General features: G+C 47.5%; 17 protein-coding genes and 1 other RNA gene. 16 read left to right on the plus strand and 2 right to left on the minus strand.

Going from position 1 to position 21,038, the window contains the following annotated elements:
* Positions 1 to 70: 70 nt before the first annotated feature.
* The 5 genes from SWOL_RS03255 (at position 71) to SWOL_RS03275 (ending at position 5,591) form a co-directional block, all read left to right on the plus strand.
* Positions 71 to 1,432 carry a TrpB-like pyridoxal phosphate-dependent enzyme gene (locus SWOL_RS03255; protein ID WP_011640076.1) on the plus strand — a complete coding sequence of 454 codons (1,362 nt, stop codon included), beginning with the start codon at positions 71 to 73 and terminating at the stop codon, positions 1,430 to 1,432.
* A 457-nt stretch (positions 1,433 to 1,889) separates the two neighbouring features.
* Positions 1,890 to 2,579 (plus strand): tRNA (adenine(22)-N(1))-methyltransferase, encoded by a 690-nt coding sequence (locus tag SWOL_RS03260; RefSeq protein WP_011640077.1) that lies wholly within the window; start codon positions 1,890 to 1,892, stop codon positions 2,577 to 2,579.
* Positions 2,569 to 3,684 (plus strand): Nif3-like dinuclear metal center hexameric protein, encoded by a 1,116-nt coding sequence (locus SWOL_RS03265; protein ID WP_011640078.1) that lies wholly within the window; start codon positions 2,569 to 2,571, stop codon positions 3,682 to 3,684. Before SWOL_RS03260 ends, SWOL_RS03265 begins: the two co-directional genes overlap by 11 nt.
* 359 nt (positions 3,685 to 4,043) lie before the next feature.
* On the plus strand, positions 4,044 to 5,066 hold the full coding sequence (locus SWOL_RS03270; RefSeq protein WP_011640079.1) for an HD-GYP domain-containing protein: 1,023 nt from the start codon (positions 4,044 to 4,046) through the stop codon (positions 5,064 to 5,066).
* Positions 5,067 to 5,258: 192 nt separating this feature from the next.
* Positions 5,259 to 5,591: an HU family DNA-binding protein gene (locus SWOL_RS03275; RefSeq protein ID WP_011640080.1), complete on the plus strand. Its 333-nt coding sequence runs from the start codon at positions 5,259 to 5,261 to the stop codon at positions 5,589 to 5,591.
* Between the two features lie 122 nt (positions 5,592 to 5,713).
* Here the strand turns inward: SWOL_RS03275 and rnpB are convergent.
* An RNA gene (gene rnpB / locus SWOL_RS13850) (RNase P RNA component class A) lies at positions 5,714 to 6,137 on the minus strand.
* 245 nt (positions 6,138 to 6,382) lie between these two features.
* Between rnpB and SWOL_RS03280 the strand changes: the two genes are divergently transcribed.
* From SWOL_RS03280 to SWOL_RS03295, 4 genes are all read left to right on the plus strand, one after another.
* Positions 6,383 to 6,709 (plus strand): hypothetical protein, encoded by a 327-nt coding sequence (locus SWOL_RS03280; protein ID WP_041427343.1) that lies wholly within the window; start codon positions 6,383 to 6,385, stop codon positions 6,707 to 6,709.
* A 354-nt stretch (positions 6,710 to 7,063) separates the two neighbouring features.
* Positions 7,064 to 8,902 carry an ASKHA domain-containing protein gene (locus SWOL_RS03285; protein WP_011640081.1) on the plus strand — a complete coding sequence of 613 codons (1,839 nt, stop codon included), beginning with the start codon at positions 7,064 to 7,066 and terminating at the stop codon, positions 8,900 to 8,902.
* Between the two features lie 221 nt (positions 8,903 to 9,123).
* Positions 9,124 to 9,882, plus strand: coding sequence for an enoyl-CoA hydratase/isomerase family protein (locus SWOL_RS03290; RefSeq protein ID WP_011640082.1), 759 nt, complete (start codon positions 9,124 to 9,126; stop codon positions 9,880 to 9,882).
* 21 nt (positions 9,883 to 9,903) lie between these two features.
* Positions 9,904 to 10,662, plus strand: coding sequence for an SDR family NAD(P)-dependent oxidoreductase (locus SWOL_RS03295; protein ID WP_011640083.1), 759 nt, complete (start codon positions 9,904 to 9,906; stop codon positions 10,660 to 10,662).
* A gap of 55 nt (positions 10,663 to 10,717) precedes the next feature.
* On the opposite strand, the gene SWOL_RS03300 is transcribed toward SWOL_RS03295, so the two are convergent.
* Positions 10,718 to 12,019 carry a DUF1015 domain-containing protein gene (locus SWOL_RS03300; RefSeq protein ID WP_011640084.1) on the minus strand — a complete coding sequence of 434 codons (1,302 nt, stop codon included), beginning with the start codon at positions 12,017 to 12,019 and terminating at the stop codon, positions 10,718 to 10,720.
* 226 nt (positions 12,020 to 12,245) lie between these two features.
* Between SWOL_RS03300 and SWOL_RS03305 the strand changes: the two genes are divergently transcribed.
* The 7 genes from SWOL_RS03305 to SWOL_RS03335 all read left to right on the plus strand — a co-directional run bounded on the left by SWOL_RS03305 (position 12,246) and on the right by SWOL_RS03335 (position 20,715).
* Positions 12,246 to 13,016, plus strand: coding sequence for a histidinol-phosphatase HisJ family protein (locus SWOL_RS03305; protein ID WP_011640085.1), 771 nt, complete (start codon positions 12,246 to 12,248; stop codon positions 13,014 to 13,016).
* A gap of 94 nt (positions 13,017 to 13,110) precedes the next feature.
* The gene (locus SWOL_RS03310) at positions 13,111 to 14,121 is read left to right on the plus strand and encodes a sodium:calcium antiporter (protein ID WP_011640086.1); all 1,011 of its coding nucleotides are present in this window, start codon (positions 13,111 to 13,113) and stop codon (positions 14,119 to 14,121) included.
* A gap of 49 nt (positions 14,122 to 14,170) precedes the next feature.
* Positions 14,171 to 14,518, plus strand: a complete 348-nt coding sequence (locus SWOL_RS03315) for a YlbF/YmcA family competence regulator (RefSeq protein ID WP_011640087.1) — start codon at positions 14,171 to 14,173, stop codon at positions 14,516 to 14,518.
* A 399-nt stretch (positions 14,519 to 14,917) separates the two neighbouring features.
* A complete protein-coding gene (nuoE, locus tag SWOL_RS03320) occupies positions 14,918 to 15,466 on the plus strand; it encodes an NADH-quinone oxidoreductase subunit NuoE (RefSeq protein WP_011640088.1) in 549 nt (182 codons plus the stop codon).
* Positions 15,463 to 17,235 carry an NADH-ubiquinone oxidoreductase-F iron-sulfur binding region domain-containing protein gene (locus SWOL_RS03325; protein WP_011640089.1) on the plus strand — a complete coding sequence of 591 codons (1,773 nt, stop codon included), beginning with the start codon at positions 15,463 to 15,465 and terminating at the stop codon, positions 17,233 to 17,235. The genes nuoE and SWOL_RS03325 overlap by 4 nt, the downstream gene beginning before the upstream one ends.
* 271 nt (positions 17,236 to 17,506) lie before the next feature.
* The gene (locus tag SWOL_RS03330; RefSeq protein ID WP_011640090.1) at positions 17,507 to 19,573 is read left to right on the plus strand and encodes an FAD-dependent oxidoreductase; all 2,067 of its coding nucleotides are present in this window, start codon (positions 17,507 to 17,509) and stop codon (positions 19,571 to 19,573) included.
* A 167-nt stretch (positions 19,574 to 19,740) separates the two neighbouring features.
* Entirely contained in the window at positions 19,741 to 20,715 is a 975-nt protein-coding gene (locus tag SWOL_RS03335; protein ID WP_011640091.1) for a peptidyl-prolyl cis-trans isomerase, read from the plus strand.
* The last annotated feature ends 323 nt before the right edge of the window (positions 20,716 to 21,038 follow it).

A 21,038-nucleotide genomic window follows, 5' to 3' on the forward strand; every position in this document is an offset into this window, starting at 1 on the left:
ATGGCTTACTGTGCTAGAATGTACCCATCTATTTTAAAAATCAAATATTTGAGAGGAGAGATTAGTTTAGATGAGTAGAGACGAGCTAACCAAGATTATTCTGCCCGAGGATAAGATCCCCAAGTTTTGGTATAATGTCCAGGCGGATATGCCCCATCCCCTGGAACCGGGATTACACCCGCAAACCCATCAACCCCTCACTCCATCTGATTTGGAACCCATATTTGCCCGGGAGCTGATTCTCCAGGAAGTATCCAGTGAAAGGTTTATTGAGATACCCCGGGAAATCCGGGAGCTTTATAAACAGTATCGGCCCTCCCCGCTCTTTAGAGCCCGCCAACTGGAAGCAGCTCTGCAGAGCAACTGCCGGATTTATTATAAATATGAAGGGGTAAGCCCGGTAGGAAGTCATAAGCTTAACTCGGCCCTGCCCCAGGTTTATTTCAATAAGGTGCAGGGTATTAAGAGAATAAGTACTGAAACGGGAGCTGGCCAGTGGGGTACAGCACTGGCTCTGGCCTGTAAACACTTTGGCCTGGAAGCCATGATTTATATGGTCAAGGTAAGTTTTTACCAGAAACCCTACCGGCGCTCTATCATGGAATTATACGGAGGGCGCTGCATACCCAGCCCCAGCAATCTTACTGAGAGTGGTCGTCAGGTTCTGGCTCGGGACCCGGAAACCCCGGGAAGCCTGGCTATTGCCATTAGTGAAGCGGTAGAGGATGCGGTTACCCGGGATGACACCAATTATTCCCTGGGCAGTGTCTTGAACCATGTTTGCCTGCATCAGAGCATTATTGGCCAGGAAGTGAAGATGCAGATGGAACTGGTGGATGATTACCCGGATATAATTATTGGCTGTTGTGGCGGGGGCAGTAATTTTGCGGGAATAGCCTTTCCCTTCATCCCGGACAAACTGGCCGGGAAGAATATTCGCCTGGTGGCGGTAGAACCTGCGGCCTGTCCGACCCTGACCCAAGGGGTTTATGCCTATGACTATGGTGATGTGGCCGGTTTCACCCCGCTCATGAAAATGTATACCCTGGGTCATGATTTTATCCCCTCCGGAATTCACGCGGGCGGCTTGCGTTATCATGGGGAATCCCCCCTGGTCAGCCGTCTCTATCACGATAAACTGATTGAAGCAGTGGCGGTCAAGCAAAACCCGACCTTCGAAGCCGCTATGCTTTTTGCCCAGACTGAGAGTATAGTACCGGCTCCAGAATCAGCTCATGCTATTCGGGTAGCCATAGACGAGGCCCTGAAAGCCAAAGAAGAAGGGGTTTCCCGCACTATTGTCTTTAATTTGAGCGGGCATGGTCATCTCGACCTTTTCTCCTATGATAAATATCTGTCTGGGGAAACGGAAGATGTTGAATTTTCTGATGCTGAATTAAAGGAGAGCTTGAGAAACCTGCCCCAGATCTAAGGCCAAGTAAAGCAAAGCTGGGAGTGACTGGAAGTAACGGTCACCCCGGCTTTTTTTCTGATACTCCTGACACCTAACGCTATTTCGCTTTCCGCCTTCCGTCTCCCAATGACTTTTCTTACTACCCACCCATGGCCGCAACCTTAATAGCGACATCCGAAGGATGGAAGATCAGGAGTACCCGCAACCTTAATAGCGACATCCGAAGGATGGAACATCAGGAGTACCCGAAGGGTGCAGGGTGCAGGGTGCAGGGTGAGGGCTACAACCACTGATGAAAAGTGAGTTAGTAGGGGCTTGAATAGTAAGATGCAGCAGGAAATAAATTAAACCCCTCACCCCTCACTCCTCACTTTTCTTACTACCCCGCCATTGCAGGGATGTTGCATTTTGTATATATTCTAATTAGAAAAGTAGGGAGTGAGGGAAATCCCCTTGATACCTGGAAAGGATGGATATGCTGAATAAGCGTTTGCTGACTGTAAGTGATAGCGTAATCAGGGGAGAGGCGGCAGCGGATATTGGCGCTGATCACGGTCTGCTGGCCTTGTTTCTGCTGGAAAAAGGTATAGTACCTTGGGTTATTGCCAGCGAAGTAAAAGAGGGACCTTTTGAGCGGCTAAGACAGGCGGTGGAGAAGAGTACCTTTTATGAGCGCATAGAACTGCGGTTGGGGAACGGTCTGGAGGTTTTACAGCCGGGGGAGGTTGCTACGGTTATTGTTGCGGGCATGGGTGGAGATAATATTGCGGAAATATTGTCGCGGAAATGGTCACACTCAGCCAGCTACAGAAAATTTATTTTTCAACCCATGAGCAAAACGGAAGTATTGCGCCGGGAGCTTTCCCAGCAAGGCTGGCCTATTTTGGAGGAAAAACTGCTGGAAGAGCAGCAGCGAATTTATTTGATTCTAAGCTCTTGTCCCGGGGATATCCCTTATGAACTTACCCCCCTGGAGTTGGATTTGGGGCCCATTATACTAAGATGTGACAACCCATTAAAGAAGCGTTTTCTGGTAGACAGTTTGAGAAAATATCGCCGGGTTTACCAGGGGCTGTTGCAATCCAAGGGTATTATTCAAGCCAATAGTCTGGAGGAATATGAGAAAAAAATTAAAACACTGGAGGAGATAATCCATGCAAGCTAGAGTTAAGGACATTATCGGCATTATGGAAGAACATTTTCCACCCTGGCTGGCGGAAGCCTGGGATAATAGCGGCCTGCAGCTGGGTTCGACCAACAAAGCGGTTAAGAAAGCGGCAGTGGCTCTGGATTTGGATGAAAGCATCCTTAATCAGGCCCTGGAATTAAAGGTTGCTATGATAATCACCCATCACCCGCTCTTTTTTAAGCCCCTTAAGCAGATCAATTATGAATCGCCCGTTGGTCGTCTAATCCAGAGAATAGTCAAAGCCGGAATTAGCGTATATGCTGCCCACAGCAACCTGGACGCTGCCGAAAAGGGTCTCAATCAAATTTTGGCTGAACTGCTGGGTTTGCAGGATATTGATATACTGGGAAATCATAAAAAAGAGGAACTATACAAGCTGGTGGTTTTTGTCCCCGCTAGCCATTACGAGGAAGTTCGCCGGGCTATAAATGCAGCCGGGGCTGGTTTTATCGGCAACTACTCTGATTGCAGTTTCCGGGTGCGGGGAACCGGCACTTTCCGCCCGGGTGCCGGAACCCAGCCGTTCCTTGGACAAGAGGGAGAATTAGAAGAAGCTGACGAATTCAGGCTGGAAACTGTTGTCAGGAAGCGGGAGCTCGCTCAAGTAATGCAAGCCATGCAGGAGGCCCATCCTTACGAAGAAGTAGCCTTTGATATTTTTCGCCTGGAGCAAGCCGGGAAAGGCTACAGTATGGGAAGATACGGTTTCTTGCCTGAAGAGACAAAGCTAGGGGACTATGCCCGCCAGGTAAAAGAGACTCTGGGACTGGAAGCAGTCCGGGTGGTGGGTGATTTGAATAAAGTTATAAGAAAAGTGGCCATAGTCAGTGGTTCCGGAGCTAGCCTGATTCCGGGAATAAGCCAGCAAGGGGTAGATCTCCTGGTAACCGGTGATCTTAAATATCATGAAGCCCGGGATGCTGAGGCTTTGGGTTTAGCCATTATCGATGCCGGTCATCAGGGAACGGAGGAGATTATTTCGCCTCATCTCAGCCGGTTTTTAGAAAAGGAATGCCAGAAGCGCGGAATGAAGGTAGATTTCATACCCCTTTATTCCGGCCCTTGTTTCAAATACTTGTAACGCTCTTGTAATGCCAAATCTGAATCTCCTGTTGTTCTTATTAAACCCCTGCCCGCACCCTTAATAGCGACCGCAGGGCATCAGTAGTGCCCGCAGGGTCATCCTTAAACAGCGATTAACTTCTAATCAACCCGCATACCATCAACCAAACAGTAAGGGAAATAGGGGTATCGTAGAACAGGTTTATTTCGTAACACTCATAATAACTTAACAACTTAAGTGCCTGGCACCACTATTATTGGATGCAGATATTTTCTTATTAAAATGCTTCTAAAAAAGGGATTCAAGTCTACTGTGTAGAATATGTGGAGACATTGAAAAAAGAAAAGGGAAAGGATTTCAAATAGAGGGGACTTGGGATGCTTAAGATTAAGACAAGCAATTTAAGACCCGGAATAAAGCTGGGGAAAGATATTTATTCTTATGATTCCCAGCTCCTGTTGACCAGTGGCAGTACCATTACCCAGGAGCATCTGGATAGCTTTGCCCGGAGAAATATCGAAGAAGTATTCATTTTGGATGAATCTCCTCGGATGAAACCGGAGCGCGATTTCGAAGATGTTTATCAGGATGCCCTGGAAGTCGTTAACTCGTTTATGGTTGGGGCTATGCTGGGAAGCCCTCTGGATTTTCAGGAAATAGATAAGACAGTGGACTTGTTGAGAGAACAAGCCTTTGATGCAATTGACCTTTTCCGGCAAATGCGTTTGATGAAGAATAAAGGAGAATATCTCTTTACCCATTCGATAAATGTTTCCCTTCTCTGCATACTGATTGGACGATGGTTGAAATGTGATCGCAACACCATTAGAGAATTGGGAATAGCCGGTCTTTTACATGATCTGGGTAAGGTTTTTATTGAAAACGATATTCTTAATAAGCCCGGGAAATTAACGGATCAGGAGTATGAAAAAATAAAAAAACATACCGTACTCGGATACAATTTTATCTGTCAGAACCCAGATATGAACCTTGAAGTGGCCAATGCTGCCTTGATGCATCATGAAAGGGTAGATGGATCCGGTTATCCCTCGGGTTTAAAGGGCCAATTAAACTTCTATGCTGCGGTGGTAGCTGTTGCAGATGTTTATGATGCCATTACTTCGGCTCATTCTTATGCCGATAAAAGATCTCCCTATTCCGCTGCTGAAATATTGTGGCAGGAGTCATTTGGCAAGTTGGATGCCAGGATTACCAAAGTCTTTTATGATAAAATCACTAATTTCTATGTAGGCAACAAGGTTTTGTTGAGTAATAAGAAAGAGGGAATAGTTATTTATGTAGATCCTTTTCAACCTACCCGTCCCATAGTAATGGTGGAGGATGAGTTCTATAACCTGGCCCTTGATCGTTCAATTACTATTCGGGACATAATTGATTAGATATAACTTCCAAAGACCTGTATAATGGCTTTCTATGAATAAAAGTTGCTGACAAATGGAAGAATGAAAATACCTATTTAAGCCATGTAAAAAGAAAAAATAAAAAAAAAGTGTTTCAATAGCAGGAATTACCGATTTTTTGAGGAATGAGTGTAAAATATGGATAAAAAATTTTAAAGGGAGGACTATGTCGTGAACAAATCGGAACTGGTTAAATCTCTGGCTGAAAAAGCGGAAATCACCCAAAAAGATGCAGCAAAAGTTTTGGATGCATTGGTGGAAAGTATTCAGCAAGCCCTGGCCGGTGGGGACAAAGTGCAGATTATTGGCTTCGGTAGTTTTGAGGTCCGTGACCGTAAGGAAAGAAAAGTTATTAGCCCGGCAACGGGAAAAGAAATTACGGTTCCTGCTACCAAGGTTCCTGCATTTAAACCCGGCAAATCACTCAAAGAAGCAGTAGCTGTTAAGAAGAAAGCCGCCCCGGCAAAGGGTGGCAGCAAGAAAAAACCAGCCAAGAAGAAATAAATTACGCAGATATTTGTAGACGCAAAGAATAAAGATAAATACCCAGAATAAAAGAGGCATAAACATATGCCTCTTTTTCCTGGGTAAGTTTACCTTCTCTTACCCCTCATTTTTTTATCATAAAAGTAAGTAAATCTATAAGCGGAGTTCTGTATTAGATAGTCATCTATCTGGGACAGCAGTTACCTGCTACCTCAAGCGACCTAACCCGGGAACGAGACGGGCCGCCTCATTGTTCCCCTATTCGGTCTTGCTCCAGGTGGGGTTTGCCGAGCCATTCAGTCGCCTGAATGCTGGTGAGCTCTTACCTCACCTTTCCACCCTTGCCGAAAACGGAGACCAGAACCCGGAATTCCTTCTTCCGTAATCAAACATCGGTCTTCCGACATCCGACTTCCGTCCTCCGCTCTGGTCTCCATTTCCGGCGGTTTCTTTCTGTGGCACTTTCCTTGGGGTCACCCCCACTGGATGTTATCCAGCACCCTGCCCTATGGAGCTCCGACTTTCCTCAGGCAAATAAATGCCTGCGACTATCTGATTTACTTACTTTATCTGCAAAGCTGCAAGGTTTATTATAATAGCTATAGGATTAATTGTAAAGTTTGCACGAAGTTGTGGAGAATTTGAAAAAACTTTTTTAAAAAGCAGGAAATACTTATTCTCTATAGAATAGTCTAGGTAGATCAAAACGGGGAGTAACGGATTATAAGGTCAAACATTTTGTTTCCTTGTGTTACTCAGCTTAAAGTATTAAAATATTAGGTAAAAGAAAATAAAGAGGAGGTGAAAAGGTGTTAGCAATATTTGGATCAGCGGGCGCAGGACACGGAATTTGGGCGAATCCCCTGGTAGTACTTGCCATAGTAGTAGTTTCAATCTATATTTTCTTGAAATTTTGTAGTTGGGCAAAAAGTAAACAGCTATCAGCCGGAGTAAAGAAATGGGTATTCATTATTACTGGTTTGGGTCTGGTAGTGTTTAATGTATTATATGCCAGAGGTAATGCAATGGTCCACGAAAGTGGTGATTGGAGCGGAGCTACCACCGCATTATTAGCGTCTTTGGTATGGGTTTTCATTTTCGCTTATGCCTTGATGACGGAGACTAAAGCGGAATAATAAAAGGATGGATGGGCGGCTGAGGGCCGCCTTTTTCTTTTATTTAAGTATGACTCCACTATAAAAAGTTATTAATATTCATTGGCTTGTATAAATATACCGCTCAGCTCCCTTAATAGCGACCGCAGGGAGCATCAGTAGTGCCCGATAGGGTGCTCCCTTAATAGCGACCGCAGGGTATGTAGGGAACGACCCCGTGTCGTTCCGAATCAGGCGCAACAACCCTAATAGCGACCGCAGGGAGCATCAGTAGTGCCTGACAGGGTAAAGGACCACGACCGATAACCCCTTACCCCTTACTCCTCACTTATCAAAGTGTGATAGCAATTCTTATGGACGGTGGGTGTCTGACAGATGGCGGAAAGGACAAAAATCACATTAAAAAGCCCTGACAGGCCGCCTATGGAGTTTTGGACCCTGGCAGGTAAAAACCTCTGGGATAGCATAATGACGAGCGGAATGGTCTCCCCAGGGGCCTGTGGCGGCAAAGGGAATTGCGGGCAGTGCAAGGTTAAGCTGGAAGGAGAGATTGATGAAATCAGCGATAGCGAACGGCAGTATCTCCTTCCGGAAGAATTAAGAACCGGCACCCGCTTGGCTTGTTTTTGCCGGGTTAAAGGGCCCTTAACGGTTTATCTGGATCCTCTGGCTCTGGCTATACAGGATCAAGCCTGGCTAAAGAGCGATTCTCCCCCGGTAGCTTTTTCCGCTCCGGTGAAGAATCGCCAGGTACTGATTCCAGGAATGGAGAAGGATTCTCCGGTTCCTCTCCTTACGCGCCTGGCGCGGGCCCTGCCCGGCTTAAAGTTGGAATTGACCGTTGACAATTTAAACCAGCTGGCACAAATCGACCGTATTGGGCGACCGGCCTTGGAACTACAAGCCCTGGTATTTAAGGAGCAGGCAGTAAAATATATCGGGCGTAAAAGAGAAAAAGCCTGTGGCCTGGCCCTGGATATAGGCAGCACCAGCCTTTTTGCCGTCATGTTAAATCTGGAGGACGGGCAGCATTTGGCCATTTCCACCAAACCCAACATGCAGAGGGTATACGGCGCTGACATACTATCCCGTGTGCTTCACTGTCTGGAAAATCCGGATGGTTTGGAGCGATTGCAACAGATATTGCTGAATAACCTCTCCAGTATGATTGAGGAAATGCTGGAAGAGACCGGAACTTCACCGGAGCATATATACTACCTGGTATTGGTGGGCAACCCGGTCATGTTGCACTTTTTTCTCGGGTTAAATCCGGCAGGATTTGCCCAGGCACCATATGCCGGTATTTTTTGTGACGAATTCACTTATCCGGCAGCCGGTCTGGGGCTTCCGGTAAACCCGGAGGCGGAAATCCTGCTCCTTCCTCAAGTGGGGGGCTTTGTGGGCGCAGATACCGTGGCTGCTGTCTTAAGCCTGCCCGACTGGCGGAGCAGTCGTTTTTTGCTGGTCGATATCGGTACCAACGGTGAAGTTGTAGTGGGAAACCGGGGTAAACTATGGGCGGCTTCAGCTGCTGCCGGTCCTGCCTTTGAAGGTGGTGGAATAAGCAGTGGAATGATTGCTGGAGATGGCGCCATCGACAAGATATGCCTTAACCCAGAAGGGGGCCTGGAATACAATCTTATTGGCGATAGCCCGGCCCGGGGGCTATGTGGTTCAGCTATTATTGATATAATAGCCAGCCTGCGCCAGGGAGCTTACATAGATAGTAACGGAATAATCACTGAGCTGGCTGGGGAGAAACTGAGAGTGCGCCAGGGGGAAAGGGGAGCAGAAATAATCCTGGTAGAAGAAAACGAATCCTTCCGAGGAGCTCCGGTAGTTTTCAACCAGGAGGATATAAGGCAGGTGCAGCTGGCCAAGGCAGCCTTAAGGACAGCTATTGATGTATTGATGAAAGAGGCGGGATTAGAGTATAAGAAGCTGGAAAAGGTTTACCTGGCCGGGGCTTTTGGCAATTACCTGAATCCCCATAATGCGATTGATATAGGCATGATTCCCCCGATAAAAACGGAGACAATAAGGAATATTGGTAATGCCGCCGCTGCCGGGGCTATTGCGGCATTATTATCCCCGGATAAACAGCGGGAAGCCCGCGAAATAAAGGAACAAGTGCATTATGTTGAACTCGCCCTATACCCCGATTTCCAGTCCCTCTATCTCAATAATTTGAATTTTGACCCTGCTGCCAAATAGCCTTTTGATAGCAGCATATTAATATTTATAACGAGGTGAAATATGTCCCCCGCTAAGCGGTCGGGTTCCTATTTACAAAACAGGCGGTGGGTTCTTAATCCCCCGCCTCGTTGCAGCTGCGTGCTGAGACTACTTAAGCAGTTTCTTTCGATGCTTAAGAGGAATTTCAATAATTTCTCAGAATTATTAAAGAATTAGAGAAAAATAAGGGGGTAGAAAAAGTGGAATATCAGGATATCATTTTTAGCAAAGAAAACAAGATCGGAATAGTTCAGATTAACCGCCCGGAATTCATGAATGCCCTGACCATGGAATTGCTGAAAGAACTGGCCCATGTCTTTGAGGAGATGGAAAAAGACGAAGAGATTAATGCCGTAGTGCTAACCGGGGTAGAGAAAGCCTTTTCCGCCGGTTTCGACATGCCCAGCGTGATGAGTCTGGGAGAGAACAAAAGCGCAGGCCTGAAGATAATCGAAGAATCCTTTTTGAACATACTCAAGTTCCCCCTGCCGGTCATTGCCGCGGTCAGCGGTCCCGCCCTGGCTGCCGGCTTCGACTTGATGGTTATGGCCGACATCCGGGTAATGTCGGAAACGGCCAAAGTCGGGCAGCCGGAAATACGCTGGGCTTTAACACCCTTAAGCGATCCCCTGTGGAAAATTATCGGTATGGGCCGGGCCAAGGAAGTTACCATGACCGGACGGATTTATGGGGCCGAGGAAGCCAGGGAAATGGGCCTGGCCAATTATGTTTATCCCCGGGAAAGCTATCTGGAAGAAGCCAAAAAACTGGCCCAGCGCATTGCCGCTTTTGAACGAGAAGCCTTGAAAGCCAACAAGGAGCAGACCAACCGGGTACCGGGAATGGAAGTACAGTCCGCCATTCGCACCCAGCTCTGGACTTTCCGCAATTTTGTGGGTAGCGAGGCCATGTGCAGCCGGATGCAAGCCTTTTTGGAAAGCAACAAGAACAAAGGCTAGGCAGGGAAAGGGGGAGAAGAGATGAAGCTGAAAGGGAAAGTAGCTGTAATTACCGGAGGAGGTACCGGTATTGGAAGAGCAGCAGCTATTGCTCTGGCCGCTGAGGGAGCCCGGGTGGTAGTCATGGGGCGGCGGCCCGAACCATTGAATGAAACCGTGGACATAGTCAAGGAAAGAGGAGGGGAAGGACTGGCTATTCCTTCTGATGTTACTAAAATCGAGGATATTGAAAAGGCCCGGGATGAAGTGCGGGAGACTTATGGTCGTCTGGATATCCTGGTAAACAATGCCGGTTCGGCCTTGTTCAAACCTTTTATGAAAACCAGCCTGGAGGATTTCGATCGGATTTACCAGGTTGACCTGCGTAGCGTTTTTGCGGTTTCCCAGCTAATGTTACCCTTGATGCTGGAAGGCGGCGGAGGAAGCATAATAAATATAGCTTCTATATTGGGAGTACTGGGGGGGAAGAGCAGCAGTGCTTATTGTGCCATGAAAGGTGGAGTGGTACAGCTTACCCGGGCCCTGGCTGCCGAGCTGGGACCGGAGATACGGGTCAACTGCCTTTGCCCGTCCCATATAATCACCCCCATGATGGAAGACGAATTGAGCCGCATAGAGTCCAAAGGGAAGATGGATAAATTGACCAAAATGTTTCCTATGAAAAGGTTGGCTTATCCCGAAGATATGACCGGGAGCATCCTGTTTTATGCCTCAGATGATTCTAAATGGCTCACCGGCAATATTCTTATGATCGATGGCGGGCTATCCTGCTACATATAACAGGGCACACACAAAGGGACGGTTCTTTTGCCTGCCAGAGCCGTCCCCTTGTCCCTCAATTTATGCTTAGATTATTTATTATAAGCCCGGTAATTAATTTAGGGTAAAAATAGGTTGATTTCTGGGGCATCTTGTCCCGAGCCTGGGCTACGGCAATTATTTCTTCTACCCGGGTAGGGTTGAGAAGAAAGCCCAGTTGGTAATTGCGGTTGTCAACCTGTTCCATTAACCACTCTTCACTGCGAGTGTAAGCCAGGTTTTCCTGACTGCGGCGTTTTTGCTCGTTAATACCCAACAGTTGATCCAGAATAATGTTATCCAGCAGTGCAACGTCCAGATTTTCCCAGGCAGCTGACTTGTTATCGGGAAGCAAATCACTGGCCTGTTCAGGATTATTAAGTTCCAAAAAATAGAGATCTTTGCCGCTGTACAGGCCAAAAACTTTGTGCTCTTTAGCTTTGCTTTCCAGTTCTTGCATGAAAGCACCGATATTCTTGTCTTTATATAACTCTATTGCAAATAAATCGGCCAGGCGATTTATAAAAGCGTCCAATTTGAAGCTCGGGATATTCCCTACCAGCCGGTGAGTAGGAAGAACCACCAGCCCTTCATCAAAAACATTGACCAGGGTAGCCATTACATAATCATAGCCTTGAAACCCTTGTTCCTTCATTTCATGGTAGTATTCCAGAGCAGTTTCATAGCGGTGGTGACCATCAGCGATATAAACCGGGCGATCAGCAAGCAAAGCCACGATCCGTTCAATTAGCTCTTCATTTTTTATCACCCATATTTTATGAGTCTCACCAGCCTCATCGATTATATTGATATCGGGAGCCTGCTCTTTGACTTCCGCGAACAGAAGCTTCTCTGCTTCTTTTTGCTCATCTGAGTATAGCCCAAAAATGGAACTGAAATTGGAATTGGTGGCCCTCATTAATTGCAAGCGGTCTGCCTTTGGTTTGGACAGGGTTTCCTCATGGGGCAGTATATTGCCATTTTCATAAGGTTCCAGTTTAAGGCCACAAACAAAGCCGGTTCTGACGACCTTTTCCCCCCGGAAATTAAATTCTTGTTGGTAGAGATACAGGGCGGCTTTATCCTCCGCCAGCAGGGTTTGGTCCTCCTGCCATTTTTCCAGGTATTGGGCTGCTCTGGTATAGCGGTTATTGGAGCTGCTATCTTGAGGAAACATGAGCCCCAGCTCCAGGCGGATTACATTGGCGGGATTTTCCGCATAATATCGGGCTTGAGCCGATTCATCTATAATATCATACGGTGGGGTGACTACCGAAGCCAGATTGCTGATTTTTTCGGGATTATAACGGAGTCCTTTAAATGGGATTATATCTGCCATTTATGAAATAACCCTCCTTCTTTACTTCCCTTGACAGCTAAAATTGTAGTATATGCATTAACTTAATGCAATTCCTTTTTACCGGACTTTCTACGCTTGAGCTTTGTTTTAACATATTCCCGGAGAGATAGGCATATTTCCAGCGGTATTTCTTGATTTTTGCAGTACATAGTGTTTAAATGAATTACTGAGGAACTCATTAAGGAATTCTAGCGGAGGACGGGAAATGTTGCTTGATTATCATATTCATGCATTGGCCCACGGAGAATACGATTATAGCGAATCCTGGCTCCGACTTTTTGCGGAAAATGCTCGACGGGAAAGACTAGCGGAAATCGGATTTAGCGAACATGATGAATACCTGCCCCGGATTAAACCGGACAAGCTTAAAAGGCTTCAGGAAGATTTCCCGGAGCTTAAAATAAGAATGGGACTGGAGGTCGATTATCATCCCGGACGGGAAAAGGAAATCCAGCAAATGCTGGTCAACTCGAATATTGATTATGATTACATAATTGGCTCGGTTCATTTTATCGATGGGTGGGGTTTCGACCATCCCGATTTTAAAGCTCAGTTTGCCACCCAGGACATCGATGATATCTATGCTGATTATTTTAGTTTGGTAAACCAGGCGGTAAATTCGCGCCTTTTTGATGTAGTGGGGCATCTGGATTTAATAAAAATCTGGGGGCACCGGCCGGTTAAGAAATCTATTCTAGCCTATGTTGAACCGGTTTTAAATAGTATTAAAGCGGCAGGAATGGTAGTAGAGATAAACAGTAGTGGTTTGCGTAAAGCGGTAGGGGAAATATACCCGTCACGGCAAATCCTGGAACCGATGCTGGCTCTTAACATACCCATAACGCTGGGTTCTGATGCCCACCACCCCTCGCAATTGGGAGAAGGCCTGGAGGAAGCAACCGGCCTGGCCCAAGGGGTGGGTTACAGGCAGCTGGTCACATTTTCCGGCCGCAGGAGGCAGCTGGTAAAAATTTGATACTAAATGAAAAATGACTCTAATGCAAAACTCATTTAAAGCATAATATTTTTACTTTTTGCAGTGATATCAAAAATGCAAGTAGGAGTGAATCATGAGCAGTATTGGAATATTGATTTTGAGCCTGGGTATTATTTTACTGGGAGCTGAAGTTTTCGTTAACGGTGTAGAATGGCTGGGAGAGAAACTGAATCTCTCCGAAGGAGCAGTGGGTAGCGTGCTGGCGGCAGTAGGCACCGCCCTCCCGGAGACTCTGATTCCCGTAATAGCCATAGTTTTCAGTCACGGCAAAGAGGGCCATGATATAGGAATAGGAGCCATATTGGGAGCGCCTTTGATGCTTTCCACCCTGGCCATGTTTGTTACCGGTTTGGCGGTAGTTTTTTTTAGCCGGCGCAGAATTAAAGGAAACAAGGTACAGGCGGATTATTCCAGCATGACCCGTGACTTGAGCTTTTTTATTATCGTCTTCGCTGCTGCCATAATAACCGGAACCATGCCCCCGTACTTGCGTCATTGGCAGTTAATAATTGCCGGCTTCATGGTCTTATCCTATTTTCTCTATGTTTATGTAATGATCAGTGAGGAAAGAGATTTGGACTCCAGTTATGAATTGCCACCTTGCTATTTTGCGCGCAAAGAGAAATCACCCCGCTTATCCCTGGTAATTGGCCAGGTTTTATTCGCCCTGCTCTTAATCATCATAGGGGCTGATATGTTTGTCGGAGCGGTTAAAGAAGTCGCGGTCATGTATCAGGTTCCGGCTTTTGTACTGGCTTTGATTATAACCCCAATTGCCACCGAGTTGCCGGAGAAATTCAACAGCGTTATCTGGATATCGCGGGAGAAGGACAGCCTGGCCCTGGGCAATATAACCGGAGCCATGGTTTTTCAAAGCTCACTTATACCAGCCCTGGGAATATTCCTTACTGATTGGCAGCTTTCCGGGGGAGCTTTTTTATCCGCTCTTCTTGCCCTGGCAGCAGCCGCCATTTTATATATCGAATTGCTGCGGAAAAAACATATTACAGCGGGAACTCTGTTGTTAATGGGAGTATTCTATGGTATTTTCCTGATAGGCGTCTTTGAGGGAGTTATTAGATAGAATAGTAAGATAAAGCAGAAAAAGTCTTAAGTTAGGAGTGATTATAGTTATGAGTAATGTGAACAGCTATGACAAAGCCCACGAATTAGCCCGGGCCATCACCAAGAGTGAACCCTATCTGAACTATTGCCAGGCCAAAAAGGAAGTGGAAAAAAACCCGGAGTGGACATCCAAGTTACTGGAACTGCGACAGCGGCAAGCCGAGTTTAACCGGGCGCAGATTTTAGGAAATGATATACCGAAGGAAACAGTACAGGAACTCAGCCTGGAATTTGCTCACATTAACCAGATTAATGAAATAGCCGAATTCTTTCGTGCTGAAACCGCTTTTGTGCAGATGTTTAATGATATACAGGAAATTATCAACAAGGCTATTGAAAGCGGCCTGGAGGCATAGCCTTTTTCCTTTTGATTGCTCCGGCGCCGTCTAATACCATGAGATCCATCCCCTGCTTTCGCACCCGGCGGAAACAGGGGTCTTTATTTGCAAGTATACAGAATATCCTGGCCGGGAGTATTTACAAAACGATTAATAAGCTTAAGAATTATAACGAGGCAAAATCTATCCCCCGCTTCTTTAATCAATCGGGTTCCTATTAACAAAACAGGCGGCGGGTTCTAATCCCTGCCTCGTTGCAGCGCTGTGTTGAAACTGTTTTGCAGTTTCTTCTGATGCTTAAAGGGGGCTTTGCAAGCGATGGGAATAATTGCTGCAGCTCCTGGCCCTGTAGAGGAGCATTAGAGTCTACAGTTCAAAATGCTATAATATTATCTGTGTAATAAAGGAGGTCGTCTGGTGCATTTCTATAGTAAAAATAAGCGAGCGGAGGAAAAGAGCTTTCTTGATGCCCAGCTTGACCTGAGCCCGGTGCTGAAAATAATCGAGGAAAAACGACACGAAAAAGGCAGCTTGATTGCGATTTTGCAACAAGCCCAGGATATATACGGCTACCTGCCCCTGAGCGTATTAAAATGCATTGCCCGGGAACTCGGAATAAAGCCAGCAAAGGTTTACGGGATTGCCACCTTCTATACCCAGTTCCGGCTTCAGCCGGCAGGCAAATACCAAATTATGTTCTGCCAGGGAACCGCCTGCCATGTCAATGGTTCCGAGCGAATTGAAAGCACTCTCTGTCAGGAATTGAAAATAAAGCGGGGTGAAACTACCCCGGACGGATTGTTCAGCCTGGAAAGTGCCGCATGTCTGGGTTGTTGCAGCCTGGCTCCGGTAATGATGATAAACGGGCAGGCCTACGGTCCGCTTAGCGCGGAAAAAGCTATTGCCATAATTCGCAAGATAAAGGCTGCGGAATCATCATCTTTGGTCGGAGGTGAGACCAAATGAAAGTGAGATTGGGTCTGGGGAGCTGTGGTATAGCCGCCGGCGGCTTGCAGGTACTGGAAGCATTGCAGAAGGAGATGGAAAGCCGGGGAATAAAACTGGAAATACAGAAAAGCGGCTGTATAGGCCTCTGTCATCATGAGCCTTTGCTGGACTGGATAGAGGATGATGGGCGGGTATTTACCTATGGAGCAGTAGATGCCGGGCGCAGTGTGGAAATACTGGAAGCCCACCTGGCCGGGTGCGGCCCACTGGAAGCATACCTGGTGTCCAGCAGCGATGAGCCGGCTGAATTCCTGCAGCAACAGCTGCGGATAGTACTTAGGAACTGTGGCCGGATAGACCCGGAATCTATAGACGATTACCGCCGGCAGGACGGTTACAGCGCCTTGCAAAAGGTGCTTGCAAAAATGAGCCCAGAAGAAGTAATAGAAGAGATCGAAGTCTCGGCTTTGCGAGGACGGGGCGGAGCGGGGTTTCTCACCGGGCTGAAATGGAAAGCAACTCGAGAAGCCGGTGGTCTTTACCGCTATATTATATGCAATGCCGATGAAGGCGACCCTGGTGCCTTTATGGATCGCAGCATATTGGAAGGCGATCCCCACGCGGTATTGGAGGGTATGATAATAGCCGCTTACGCCATTGGGGCGGAGCAGGGAATCATATATTGCCGGGCGGAATACCCCCTGGCGGTGAAACGGCTGGAGATAGCTATTGCCCAGGCCCGGCAAAAAGGGCTGCTGGGGCAGAGGATTCTCGGTTCTGATTTTTCTTTCGACATAAGTATACAACAAGGTGCCGGAGCTTTTGTTTGCGGGGAAGAGACTGCCCTCATAGCCTCCCTGGAAGGAGAACGGGGCATGCCCCGCTTGAAGCCGCCCTATCCTTCAGAAAGCGGTTTATGGGGATATCCCAGCAGCATAAATAATGTGGAGACACTGGCCAATGTTCCCTGGATAATCCGGAATGGGGGGGAAGCCTTTGCCGCTCTAGGTAGTAGAGAGAGCAAAGGTACCAAGGTTTTTGCCCTGGCTGGTAAGATAGAAAGAGGTGGTCTGGTAGAAGTACCCATGGGAACCACCTTGCGTGAAATAATTTATGGTATTGGAGGAGGAGTAAAAACCGGTCGAAGAATTAAGGCCGTACAGATGGGAGGGCCATCCGGCGGCTGCATTCCGGCAGAACTGTTGGACATCCCGGTGGATTATCAATCCCTGAGTAATACCGGTGCCATTATGGGTTCAGGCGGAATGGTGGTGCTCGATGAAAGTAGCTGTATGGTTGATTTGGCTCGATTCTTCCTGGACTTTACCCAGAAGGAATCCTGCGGCAAGTGTGTTCAATGCCGTATAGGCACCAAACGGATGCTGGAAATCCTGGAGCGGATTTGCCAGGGTGAGGGACAGGAAGGAGATATTGAACTCTTGGAGGAATTATCCGCCCATATAAGCGAAAATTCCCTCTGCGGGCTGGGGCAGAGTGCGCCCAATCCCGTGCTTACCACTATCCGCTATTTCCGTGATGAATATGAAGCCCATATCCGGGAGAAGAAGTGCCCGGCCAAACAATGCCAGGAATTATTACAATATATTATAGATCCGGATAGATGCATGGGCTGTGGCCTTTGTGTCTATGCCTGCCCAGCGGATTGTATAAAAGGCGGAGAAAACAACCAGCCTTATTATATTGAGCAGGAGAACTGCAGCAAATGCGGTGCCTGCCTGGACATTTGCCCCGAGCGTTTTGCTGCGGTTAGGGTGCCAGGCACTTAAGTTGTTAAGTTATGTAATGCTGATGTCATTGCCAAACTTCGTTTGTTGTGCATACTCCTGAAGTCATGAGACAAGCAGCTGTTGCCCATGCGAAGCGCCCTTCGGGCACTTCTAATGTACCCTGCGGTCGCTAGGTTGCACCCTGTCGGTACTCCTGATGCTCCCTCCGGTCGCTATTAAGGAAGCTGTGAGCGGTATATTTATACAAGCCAGTGAATATTAATACTTTTTGCCAGTTACAACAGCTGGATGGAAGAGGTGATTCAAGTCCATGATTACACTTACGATAAATGACAGGGAAATCAAGGTTGCTGCCGGTCAGACTATTTTACAGGCAGCCTGGGAGAACGGTATAGAAATACCTACCCTTTGCTACGATGAGCGGGTAAAGCCTTTTGCCTCTTGTGGGATTTGTGTGGTGGAAGTAGCCGGCAGTAAAAAACTTTTACGCTCTTGTGCCACCGAGGTACAGGAGGGAATGCAAGTGCAAACGGAAAGCCCCCGGGTAAGACAATCCCGCAAACTTACCCTGGAGATGCTTTTATCCGACCACCGTGGGGATTGTTGTGCCCCCTGCAGGGAGGCCTGCCCAGCGGATACCGATTGCCAGGCTTATATAGGCTTGATTGCCAATGGGCAGTTTAAGGAAGCTATGGCCGTTTTAAAAGAATACTATCCTCTTCCGGCCAGCATAGGTTTGATATGTCCTCATCCCTGCGAAAGCGCCTGCCGCCGGAGCCTGGTGGAGGAACCGGTATCCATTGCTGCCCTCAAGGCTTTTGTAGGCCGTTATTATTTAGAGGAGCCTAAGCAGGAAAATGATGATGAAAGCGGGCCGGGTTCCGGCATAGCGGAAGTCAAAACCCCTTCAGGAAAGAGAGTAGCCGTAGTAGGGGCAGGACCAGCCGGTTTAACCGTAGCCTATTTCCTGGCCCGGGAAGGCCACCAGATAGAGGTTTTTGAAGCCATGCCTGCGGCGGGAGGTATGCTGCGTTATGGAATTCCTGACTACCGCTTGCCCAAAAAACTGCTGGAGCAGGAAACAGAACTGGTAGCCCGACTGGGAGTAAAATTTTCTTTCAACACCCGGCTGGGGCAAGACATTTTCCTGGAGCAGCTGCGGGAGAACTATGATGCAGTTTTTCTGGGTATTGGAGCCTGGGTATCCTCAAAAATCGGCTGTGCCGGCGAGGAAACAAGGGGAGTACTGGGCGGAATTGAATTTTTGCGTGCGGTTGCTTTACGAGAACCGGTATTTATGGGTGAAAGGATAGCAATTATCGGCGGCGGCAATACTGCGATGGATGCAGCCCGAACCGCAATAAGACTGGGTGCTGCTGAGGTAATGGTGCTGTACCGGCGCAGCCGGGCGGAAATGCCCGCTGATGAAAGTGAAATAGTCGAAGCCGAGGAAGAAGGCATAATCTTCAAATTCCTCCTGGCTCCCGAGGAAATAATAGAGGAAGACGGGCGGGTAGCCGCTATCAGAATGCAGAAAATGCAGCTGGGCCAAGCGGATGCTTCCGGGCGCAGGCGGCCGGAGCCTACCGGAGAAGAGGAAATAATCGCTGTTGATACCGTCATCGCCGCCATCGGCCAGCAGGTTGACCTTGGCGGTTTGGAAAAGCTGGAGCTCAGCCGCTGGAATACCATAGCCAGCGATCCCCTTTCTTTTATGAGCAGCATGGAAGGGGTATTTGCCGGCGGAGATGGGGTTACCGGGCCCGGTATCGCCATTGAAGCCATAGCCCAGGGACGCAAAGCCGCCCAGGCTATGAACGCCTACCTGCAGGGAGAAAAGCTGCCGGATAATCATTCCCCCTACCGGATGAGCAGGGAAGTTCGGGCAGAAGACCTGGCCGGAATAGAAAAAGAAGCGCGAATTGAACCTCCTGCTATCAGCCCGGAAAGGCGGTTGCGTAGTTTTGCTGAAGTAAAAGCCGCTTTCACCCCGGAGGAAGCGCTCCAGGAAGCCGGGCGCTGCCTGGAATGCGGTTGCAATGCCTTCTCTAAGTGTAAGCTTCTGAACTATGCCGGAAAATATGAAGTAAAACCTCAACGCCTGGCCGGTGAAATACACCATCATTCCAGTGAATATCATCATCCCTTTCTTGATTGGGATACGGACAAATGCATACTCTGCGGTCTCTGCGTGCGCATCTGCGACGAAGTAATGGGGATTACCGCCCTGGGTTTAGTAAACCGGGGCTTTGAAACTGTAGTCATGCCCGAATGGGAATGGGGGATTGACTTGGAAAACAGCGCATGCAATTGCTGTGGGGAATGCGCGGTCGTATGCCCTACCGGTGCCTTAATGACAAGGGGACGGGGTTATTGACAACTCTGCCCTTCTGCGTCTAACCCCGATTATCTTATTAGCAGCAATCATATTTGTTTTACAGAATGGCCTTCTATTTCCTGCACCAAAGTTGATTGTAAATAGCATTAATAGTATTTTCTTATGCTATAATAAGCCTGAAATGGTCTGAAGGAGGATAAGTTATTATGAAAAAAACTAAGCTGGCATTGCTGGTGATACTGGGCTTATTGTTATTATTGCCAGGTTGTAATGATAAGAAAGCTTCCCCGAGCATAGCCGAAGTAAACAGCGAAATAATTACCCAGGAGCAATATGATAAAGCCTGCCAGAACCTTAAACAGGCATACGAAGTTCAGAATCCCGCCCAGTCCGGAGACAAAGCCGACAGCAGCGGCAAAATCGACTCAGAGATGGAGAAACGATTACAGGATCAAGCCTTTGATAGTCTGGTTATGCAGGCTCTGCTGCGACAAGATGCCGAAAAACGAGGTATAAAGATTAAGGAAAAAGAAATTGATGTAGCTATTGATAGCTTTAAAGCCAACCTGGCGGCAGAAGGAAAAGATGCTTACCAGAAGTTTTTACAGGAAAACAATCTCAATGAAAAAGAACTCCGTGAGGAAGCCCGGATGCAGTTGCTGGTCAATCAACTCCAAAAAAAGATAAACGCTTCAATTACCATAGAGGAAGAGGAACTACAGCAATACTACCAGGAAAATATAGCCAGCTTCCAGGAAGCAGCCGGCATGCAGATATCCCATATACTGGTAGCAACGGATAAGGAAGCGAGAGAATTGTTAACCCAATTGCAGCAAGGAGCCGACTTTGCCCAGCTGGCCCAGGAACATTCCAGTTGTGCCAGCAAGGCCCAGGGGGGTTATCTCGGAGTTGTGAACGAGAACAGTAATTATGTGCCCGAATTCAAAAACGCGGCTTTACAACTCAAAGCCGGAGAAATTACCCAGGAGCCGGTAAAAAGCGATTTCGGCTACCACATTATTAAGGCCGGTCAGCTCCAACCAACCACTACCAAATCTTTTGACGAAGTAAAAAACCAGATACGGATGCAGTTGGAAAAAGAAAAGGAAAATACTCTTTTCAGCCAGTATATGGAGGACTTGCGCCAGCAGGCTCAGATTAAAGACCATCGCAAGTCATAGACCTGGCATAGACCTGGCACCAAAGCTTCGTCCTTTTGCGTCAAATTTATTATTGACTCCACAAAAAAGTTATTGGCTTAATAAATATACCGCTCGCCTTCGCCGGGTGCAACCTTAATAGTATCCGTTAGGATACATCAGGAGACCCGCAGGGTGCTGCATACATGCTTCGCCAGCGCTCGCTTTGTATATTTATGCAAGCCTTATGCAACAAAAGTGGTTTTTGCAGTAGAGTCATTATTGATTTCCGCACTTTTTTATTAAAATGCAGGTTTATCTGCTTGCCAAACTCATGAGCAGGCCTTAAAATAAAGATGATAATG

Source organism: Syntrophomonas wolfei subsp. wolfei str. Goettingen G311 (genome assembly GCF_000014725.1).
Classification (GTDB): domain Bacteria; phylum Bacillota; class Syntrophomonadia; order Syntrophomonadales; family Syntrophomonadaceae; genus Syntrophomonas; species Syntrophomonas wolfei.

Excerpts from the sequence above, each read along its gene's own strand:
- SWOL_RS03330 (WP_011640090.1), top strand. The coding sequence starts at position 17,507 with ATGATTACACTTACGATAAATGACAGGGAAATCAAGGTTGCTGCCGGT.
- SWOL_RS03300 (WP_011640084.1), bottom strand. The coding sequence starts at position 12,019 with ATGGCAGATATAATCCCATTTAAAGGACTCCGTTATAATCCCGAAAAA.
- SWOL_RS03310 (WP_011640086.1), top strand. The coding sequence starts at position 13,111 with ATGAGCAGTATTGGAATATTGATTTTGAGCCTGGGTATTATTTTACTG.
- SWOL_RS03265 (WP_011640078.1), top strand. The coding sequence starts at position 2,569 with ATGCAAGCTAGAGTTAAGGACATTATCGGCATTATGGAAGAACATTTT.
- SWOL_RS03315 (WP_011640087.1), top strand. The coding sequence starts at position 14,171 with ATGAGTAATGTGAACAGCTATGACAAAGCCCACGAATTAGCCCGGGCC.
- SWOL_RS03305 (WP_011640085.1), top strand. The coding sequence starts at position 12,246 with ATGTTGCTTGATTATCATATTCATGCATTGGCCCACGGAGAATACGAT.
- SWOL_RS03335 (WP_011640091.1), top strand. The coding sequence starts at position 19,741 with ATGAAAAAAACTAAGCTGGCATTGCTGGTGATACTGGGCTTATTGTTA.
- SWOL_RS03295 (WP_011640083.1), top strand. The coding sequence starts at position 9,904 with ATGAAGCTGAAAGGGAAAGTAGCTGTAATTACCGGAGGAGGTACCGGT.
- SWOL_RS03285 (WP_011640081.1), top strand. The coding sequence starts at position 7,064 with ATGGCGGAAAGGACAAAAATCACATTAAAAAGCCCTGACAGGCCGCCT.
- SWOL_RS03260 (WP_011640077.1), top strand. The coding sequence starts at position 1,890 with ATGCTGAATAAGCGTTTGCTGACTGTAAGTGATAGCGTAATCAGGGGA.
- SWOL_RS03255 (WP_011640076.1), top strand. The coding sequence starts at position 71 with ATGAGTAGAGACGAGCTAACCAAGATTATTCTGCCCGAGGATAAGATC.
- SWOL_RS03325 (WP_011640089.1), top strand. The coding sequence starts at position 15,463 with ATGAAAGTGAGATTGGGTCTGGGGAGCTGTGGTATAGCCGCCGGCGGC.
- SWOL_RS03270 (WP_011640079.1), top strand. The coding sequence starts at position 4,044 with ATGCTTAAGATTAAGACAAGCAATTTAAGACCCGGAATAAAGCTGGGG.